Source organism: Acinetobacter tandoii DSM 14970 = CIP 107469 (assembly GCF_000400735.1).
GTDB lineage: Bacteria > Pseudomonadota > Gammaproteobacteria > Pseudomonadales > Moraxellaceae > Acinetobacter > Acinetobacter tandoii.
In genome coordinates this window covers 414728-421961 of record NZ_KE007371.1, presented here as the reverse complement: position 1 = coordinate 421961, position 7234 = coordinate 414728, and the positions used below count along the sequence as shown (strand labels likewise).

The 7234-nt window shown below is 43.8% G+C and carries 2 protein-coding genes, 2 tRNA genes and 2 rRNA genes; all 6 read left to right on the top strand.

What is annotated here, in order from left to right; all coding sequences use genetic code 11:
- Positions 1-10: 10 nt before the first annotated feature.
- The 6 genes from I593_RS17675 to I593_RS17650 all read left to right on the top strand — a co-directional run bounded on the left by I593_RS17675 (position 11) and on the right by I593_RS17650 (position 7072).
- Positions 11-87 (top strand) — tRNA-Ile (locus tag I593_RS17675).
- 48 nt (positions 88-135) lie between these two features.
- Positions 136-211: transfer RNA gene (locus I593_RS17670), tRNA-Ala, on the top strand.
- A 395-nt stretch (positions 212-606) separates the two neighbouring features.
- Positions 607-3498, top strand: a 23S ribosomal RNA gene (locus tag I593_RS17665).
- 213 nt (positions 3499-3711) lie between these two features.
- A 5S ribosomal RNA gene (gene rrf / locus I593_RS17660) occupies positions 3712-3826 on the top strand.
- A 354-nt stretch (positions 3827-4180) separates the two neighbouring features.
- Complete coding sequence (locus I593_RS17655; RefSeq protein ID WP_016168934.1) at positions 4181-5542, top strand: MFS transporter; 1362 nt, start codon at positions 4181-4183, stop codon at positions 5540-5542.
- Positions 5543-5905: 363 nt separating this feature from the next.
- The gene (locus I593_RS17650) at positions 5906-7072 is read left to right on the top strand and encodes a PQQ-dependent sugar dehydrogenase (RefSeq protein WP_016168933.1); all 1167 of its coding nucleotides are present in this window, start codon (positions 5906-5908) and stop codon (positions 7070-7072) included.
- Positions 7073-7234: the final 162 nt, after the last annotated feature.

Here is a 7234-nt window from a genome sequence, read left to right as displayed (position 1 = left end):
ATGTATCTGAGGGTCTGTAGCTCAGTTGGTTAGAGCACACGCTTGATAAGCGTGGGGTCACAAGTTCAAGTCTTGTCAGACCCACCACTACTGACGAAGTACGGAAGATCAGAAACATTGACTTATTGATAAGCTGGGGACTTAGCTTAGTTGGTAGAGCGCCTGCTTTGCACGCAGGAGGTCAGGAGTTCGACTCTCCTAGTCTCCACCATCACATTGCATTGCAATGAGCTAAGAAACAAGCAAACGAAGTTTTAGATTATAGAAATTAATAAGAAGTTAGCGTAATATGCGCGTCTTGTTAACTTCTGTGATTTATCACAGTTTACTGCAAGCTGACGAGGCTGTAGTTAATCATTAACAGATTAGAAAATTGAGTCTGAAATAAATTGTTCACTCAATAACAAAGAAAGAAGAAGTAATTCTTTGATCTAAGTTGATTGAGAACTAGCAAAAACACTGAATCAAGCGTTTTGGTATATGAATTTAGATTGAAGCTGTACAGTGCTTAAGTGCACGGACAACAAACTGTAAGAGATGAATGAGCGATCATTGATCACTGTCTTATTACTACTTGTAGGTAATAACGACTGTTTGGGGTTGTATAGTCAAGTAATTAAGTGCATGTGGTGGATGCCTTGGCAGTCAGAGGCGATGAAAGACGTAATAGCCTGCGATAAGCTCCGGGGAGGCGGCAAATATCCTTTGATCCGGAGATTTCTGAATGGGGGAACCCACCTACTATAAGGTAGGTATTGCAACATGAATACATAGTGTTGCAAGGCGAACGAGGGGAAGTGAAACATCTCAGTACCCTTAGGAAAAGAAATCAATTGAGATTCCCTCAGTAGCGGCGAGCGAACGGGGAAAAGCCCATTAAGTCATATCAGTTTTAGTGGAATGCTCTGGGAAGTGCAACCATAGTGGGTGATAGTCCTGTACACGAAAGGGCTGATATGATGATGTCGAGTAGGGCGAGGCACGTGAAACCTTGTCTGAATATGGGGGGACCATCCTCCAAGGCTAAATACTCCTGACTGACCGATAGTGAACCAGTACCGTGAGGGAAAGGCGAAAAGAACCCCTGTGAGGGGAGTGAAATAGATCCTGAAACCGCATGCATACAAGCAGTGGGAGCCGACTTGTTCGGTGACTGCGTACCTTTTGTATAATGGGTCAGCGACTTACATTCAGTAGCAAGGTTAACCGTATAGGGGAGCCGTAGAGAAATCGAGTCTTAATAGGGCGTTTAGTTGCTGGGTGTAGACCCGAAACCAGGCGATCTATCCATGAGCAGGTTGAAGGTTGGGTAACACTAACTGGAGGACCGAACCCACTGTCGTTGAAAAGCCAGGGGATGACTTGTGGATAGGGGTGAAAGGCTAATCAAGCCTGGTGATAGCTGGTTCTCCCCGAAAGCTATTTAGGTAGCGCCTCGGACGAATACCATAGGGGGTAGAGCACTGTTTCGGCTAGGGGGTCATCCCGACTTACCAAACCGATGCAAACTCCGAATACCTATGAGTACTATCCGGGAGACAGACTGCGGGTGCTAACGTCCGTAGTCAAGAGGAAAACAATCCAGACCGCCAGCTAAGGCCCCAAAATCATAGTTAAGTGGGAAACGATGTGGGAAGGCATAGACAGCTAGGAGGTTGGCTTAGAAGCAGCCACCCTTTAAAGAAAGCGTAATAGCTCACTAGTCGAGTCGGCCTGCGCGGAAGATGTAACGGGGCTAAAACTATGTGCCGAAGCTGCGGATTTGACATTAGTCAAGTGGTAGGGGAGCGTTCTGTAAGCCGATGAAGGTGTATTGAGAAGTATGCTGGAGGTATCAGAAGTGCGAATGCTGACGTGAGTAACGACAAAACGGGTGAAAAACCCGTTCGCTGAAAGACCAAGGGTTCCAGTCCAACGTTAATCGGGGCTGGGTGAGTCGACCCCTAAGGCGAGGCCGAGAGGCGTAGTCGATGGGAAATTGGTTAATATTCCAATACTTCTGTGTAATGCGATGAGAGGACGGAGAAGGTTAAGTCAGCCTGGCGTTGGTTGTCCAGGTGGAAGGTTGTAGGCATGTATCTTAGGCAAATCCGGGGTACTCTATGCTGAGAACTGATAGCAAGCTGTACTTGTACAGTGAAGTGGCTGATACCATGCTTCCAGGAAAAGTCTCTAAGCTTCAGTTACACAGGAATCGTACCCGAAACCGACACAGGTGGTCAGGTCGAGTAGACCAAAGCGCTTGAGAGAACTCTGCTGAAGGAACTAGGCAAAATGGTACCGTAACTTCGGGAGAAGGTACGCTGCTGACGGTGATAGGACTTGCTCCCTGAGCTATTGGCAGCCACAGAAACCAGGCCGCTGCAACTGTTTATTAAAAACATAGCACTCTGCAAACACGAAAGTGGACGTATAGGGTGTGATGCCTGCCCGGTGCTGGAAGGTTAATTGATGGGGTTAGCGTAAGCGAAGCTCTTGATCGAAGCCCCAGTAAACGGCGGCCGTAACTATAACGGTCCTAAGGTAGCGAAATTCCTTGTCGGGTAAGTTCCGACCTGCACGAATGGCATAATGATGGCGGCGCTGTCTCCAGCAGAGGCTCAGTGAAATCGAAATCGCTGTGAAGATGCAGTGTACCCGCGGCTAGACGGAAAGACCCCGTGAACCTTTACTGCAGCTTGACATTGAACTTTGACCTTACTTGTGTAGGATAGGTGGGAGGCTTTGAAGTTGGAACGCCAGTTCCAATGGAGCCGTCCTTGAAATACCACCCTGGTAATGTTGAGGTTCTAACTCTGTCCCGTTATCCGGGACGAGGACCATGTCTGGTGGGTAGTTTGACTGGGGCGGTCTCCTCCTAAAGAGTAACGGAGGAGTACGAAGGTGCGCTCAGCGTGGTCGGAAATCACGCGTAGAGTATAAAGGCAAAAGCGCGCTTAACTGCGAGACCCACAAGTCGAGCAGGTACGAAAGTAGGTCTTAGTGATCCGGTGGTTCTGTATGGAAGGGCCATCGCTCAACGGATAAAAGGTACTCTGGGGATAACAGGCTGATACCGCCCAAGAGTTCATATCGACGGCGGTGTTTGGCACCTCGATGTCGGCTCATCTCATCCTGGGGCTGAAGCAGGTCCCAAGGGTATGGCTGTTCGCCATTTAAAGAGGTACGCGAGCTGGGTTTAGAACGTCGTGAGACAGTTCGGTCCCTATCTACCGTGGGCGCTGGAAATTTGAGAGGATCTGCTCCTAGTACGAGAGGACCAGAGTGGACGAACCTCTGGTGTACCGGTTGTGACGCCAGTCGCATCGCCGGGTAGCTATGTTCGGAAGGGATAACCGCTGAAAGCATCTAAGCGGGAAGCCTACCTCAAGATAAGATTTCCCTAGGACTTTATGTCCTCTAAAGAGCCGTTGAAGACTACGACGTTGATAGGTTGGATGTGGAAGCATAGTGATATGTGAAGCTGACCAATACTAATTGCTCGTGAGGCTTGACTATACAACACCCAAGCAGTTGTATGTAAAGCTTATAATCGATTCATAAAAGATCAGTTAAACCTGATCTGAAACAAAAAACTTGATTTAGTGAAAGCTAGAACATAAAATTCGACTCAGTTAACTAATCCGTTAATAACTCATTTGGTACAAAGTACGGTAGCAATAAGATCATAGGATCTGAGCATAAAACCCGAACAAGTCCATAAACAGTTGTGCTGGCGACAATAGCAAGAGTGAACCACCTGATCCCTTCCCGAACTCAGAAGTGAAACCTCTTAGCGCTGATGGTAGTGTGGGGTTACCCATGTGAGAGTAAGTCATCGCCAGCTCATTAATTCAAACACCCCCTTCTAATAAGAAGGGGGTGTTTTTTTATATAAATATTTATTTAAATTTATATAAAATGATCATTTTTTAAAGCAAGCTAACTTTGGTCTTATTGTTGAATAATTAAAAATTAACCTAATGATTTTAAATAACTAATTATTATTGATTGCGATATAAGTAACGTTTTTACTACATATTAAGTACTATTAACTACCTAAATTGCTGACGAAACGTTCCATTTTAAGCATTGAATACTTAAAAGGTATTTATTTATACCTTTGAGGTTTTAGACAAAAAATGAACGGCTATTCATTGTATGTTGACAATAAAAAATCTCACAATTGGAGGTGAGTAAAATGACAGCGACGACAATGAATGTAAATGCTGTGATTGATCAGGCTAAATTTAAACCTTTTCATCTAACGGTAGTTTTATGGTGCTTATTTGTAGTTTTGTTTGATGGCTATGACTTGGCAATTAATGGTGTGGCATTACCCTTATTGATGAAAGAGTGGGGGATGACTGCAGTTCAAGCTGGAATGTTAGCCAGTACTGCATTGGCTGGCATGATGTTTGGAGCCATGTTATTTGGTATGTTGGCAGATAAAATCGGTCGTAAAAAAGTCATTATTATCTGTGTTACCTTGTTTAGTGGCTTTACCTTTGCAGGTGGTTTTGCCTCTAACCCGACTGAATTTGGTATTTTACGCTTTGTTGCGGGTTTAGGGATTGGTGGTGTATTGCCTAATTTAGTTGCCCTGACTTCAGAATATGCTCCACAAAAATTCCGTAGTACTTTAGTGACTGCTATGTTTAGTGGCTATGCGATGGGTGGAATTATGGCAGCCTTATTGGGTGCAGCATTTACCCCTACCTTTGGCTGGAAAATTATGTTTTTCATTGCTGGTATCCCATTGTTATTTGTGCCAATTTTATGGAAATTCTTACCTGAATCAGTCACTTTTTTAGTCAAGGCTCAGCAAACAGAAAAAGCACGCGATATTATTCAACGTCTTGTCCCTGCAGAAACCGTAACTCAAAATACTGTATTGGTTCTGAATGAAGCGAAAGTTCCAGATGCTTCGGTTGCAGCACTGTTTAAAAATGGTCGTGCAATGGGGACCATTTTATTCTGGAGCTGTTTCTTCATGTGCTTGCTAATGGTTTATGCCTTAGGTAGTTGGTTACCAAAACTCATGATGGCAGCGGGTTATTCATTGGGCAGTAGCTTAATGTTCTTGCTTTCTTTGAACATTGGTGCAGTTATTGGTACCGCAGGTGGTGGTATCCTTGCCGATCGCTTCCATTTAAAACCAGTTATTATCAGTATGCTTATAGTAGGTGCATTGGCACTGGTTGGTTTAGGTTTTAACTCTCCACAGCCTGTAATTTATTTATTGGTGGCATTGGCAGGTGCAGCTTCAATTGGTTGTAGTATTTTGTTGTATAGCTATGTTGCGCAATATTACCCATTGGCAGTTCGTTCAACAGGTTTGGGATGGGCATCTGGCATTGGTCGTGTCGGGGCGATTGTAGGTCCGATTGTGATTGGGATGTTATTAGGCATGGAACTTCCACATAAAATGAACTTCATTGCCGTTGCGATTCCTGCGATTATTGCGGCTTTTGCGGTTTCTCTAATTAAAACGAATCCAGCAGAAGAATTGGTTGAAGTGCCTACAACATCTCAAGCGACCAAACAAAGATCATATAGTTAAGCTATTCCTGTGAATAAGGGCCTCTAGATGAGGCTCTTTTTATTCAAATAGGAAATGACAAAAATAAAAAAGCCCCGATGGGATATCGGGGCTTTTTCGTATTTCATTAAAGGTAAAACTCCTGTAATACCTCAACGTCCTGTTGTCGACTCTTTATTGTTATTCTAAGAAACATCCTGTTTCTGTATGCATTCAATTTATCCTGAAATTGGATGCGAGGATAGGCGTATTAGCGGTATTTTCTGTACGCTTTGGCTGACATAGATTCACTCTTAAATAGGTTTGAATGCTACATATTGAATCTATTTATCAGGAGAGAGTTTGGTTAGATTGAATAGAAATAAGACAAACAGTGAGAGCATGATGAAGTATTCAAAATGTGGTTTCCTTTTGTGGCTCAGCTTTCTCAGCCCAATGTCTATTTCCGCTTGTCATGCACAAGATAAAACAGTCGATGAACAACACCAACAAGCAGCAATTGCTCCACTTTCACAACCTTATCAAATTAAAAAAATAACTGAATTCAATGAGCCTTGGGCATTAGCAGTCATGCCCGATCAGCGCTTATTGATTACTGAGAAAGCAGGGAAGCTGTTTGTATTTAATCCCCAAACGCAGCAAAAAATAGTTGTAGAGGGCGTTCCGCAGGTTGCCTATGGAGGCCAAGGTGGTTTGGGCGATGTGGTGCTGCATCCAGATTTTAAGCAGAATCATATTATTTATTTCAGTTATGCCGAACAAGGTAAAGGTGGCTATGGTGCAGTAGTTGTGCGTGCTGTTTTAGATGAGCAGCTATCCAATCAACCACGATTAATGAACTTGCAGCCGATTTGGCGGCAAGTGCCTAAAGTTTCGGGACAAGGTCATTATGCACATCGCTTGGCCTTTGATTCAGCAGGAAAATTATGGATTAGTTCAGGAGAACGACAGAAGTTTCAACCTGCACAAGATATGCAGAGCAATTTAGGTAAAATTTTGCGCTTGAATGATGATGGTTCGCCAGCAATAGGCAACCCATTTATAGCTCAAGGTCCGATTGCGGCTCAAATTTGGAGTCTAGGACACAGAAATCCTTTGGGGATGGCTTTCGATGCACAAGGACAGCTTTGGGTTGCTGAAATGGGGCCTCGTGGTGGCGATGAGTTAAATCGTATTTATAAAGCTGCAAACTATGGATATTCGATTGTGTCGAATGGTGATCATTATAGTGGGCGAGATATTCCTGATCATACGACTCGTCCTGAGTTTCAAGCTCCTGAGATTAGTTGGACTCCAGTCATTTCTCCATCGAGCTTAATGTTCTATCAAGGTTCTAAATTCCCGAAATGGACCAATAAAGCACTCATTAGCGGCTTATCTTCACAAGCAATTATTATAGTAGATACGCAAACTGTGCCTGTACAAGAGGTACAACGTTTAGCTATGAAACAGCGAATTCGTGGTTTGGTTGAAGCAGAGGATGGTTCAATTTGGGGAATAGAAGATGGCAAACATGCCGCCTTATTCCAATTAACTGCGCCTAAACCCTAAAGTGCAATGTCTATTTCATCTTTATCTGTTTATGAAAATTCTACTTTCGATATGCCAACTTTGAGTAAGCCTCAGGAAAAACCTGAGGCTTAGTACAAAAAAGCCTGATTTTTCTTTGTACTGAAGCGCCTTAGCATAGCACTGGGATGTTTTAAGGAAGAG

What these genes read in the sequence shown, in the direction of transcription:
- I593_RS17655 (WP_016168934.1), top strand. Translation starts at nt 4,181, where the DNA reads ATGACAGCGACGACAATGAATGTAAATGCTGTGATTGATCAGGCTAAA.
- I593_RS17650 (WP_016168933.1), top strand. Translation starts at nt 5,906, where the DNA reads ATGAAGTATTCAAAATGTGGTTTCCTTTTGTGGCTCAGCTTTCTCAGC.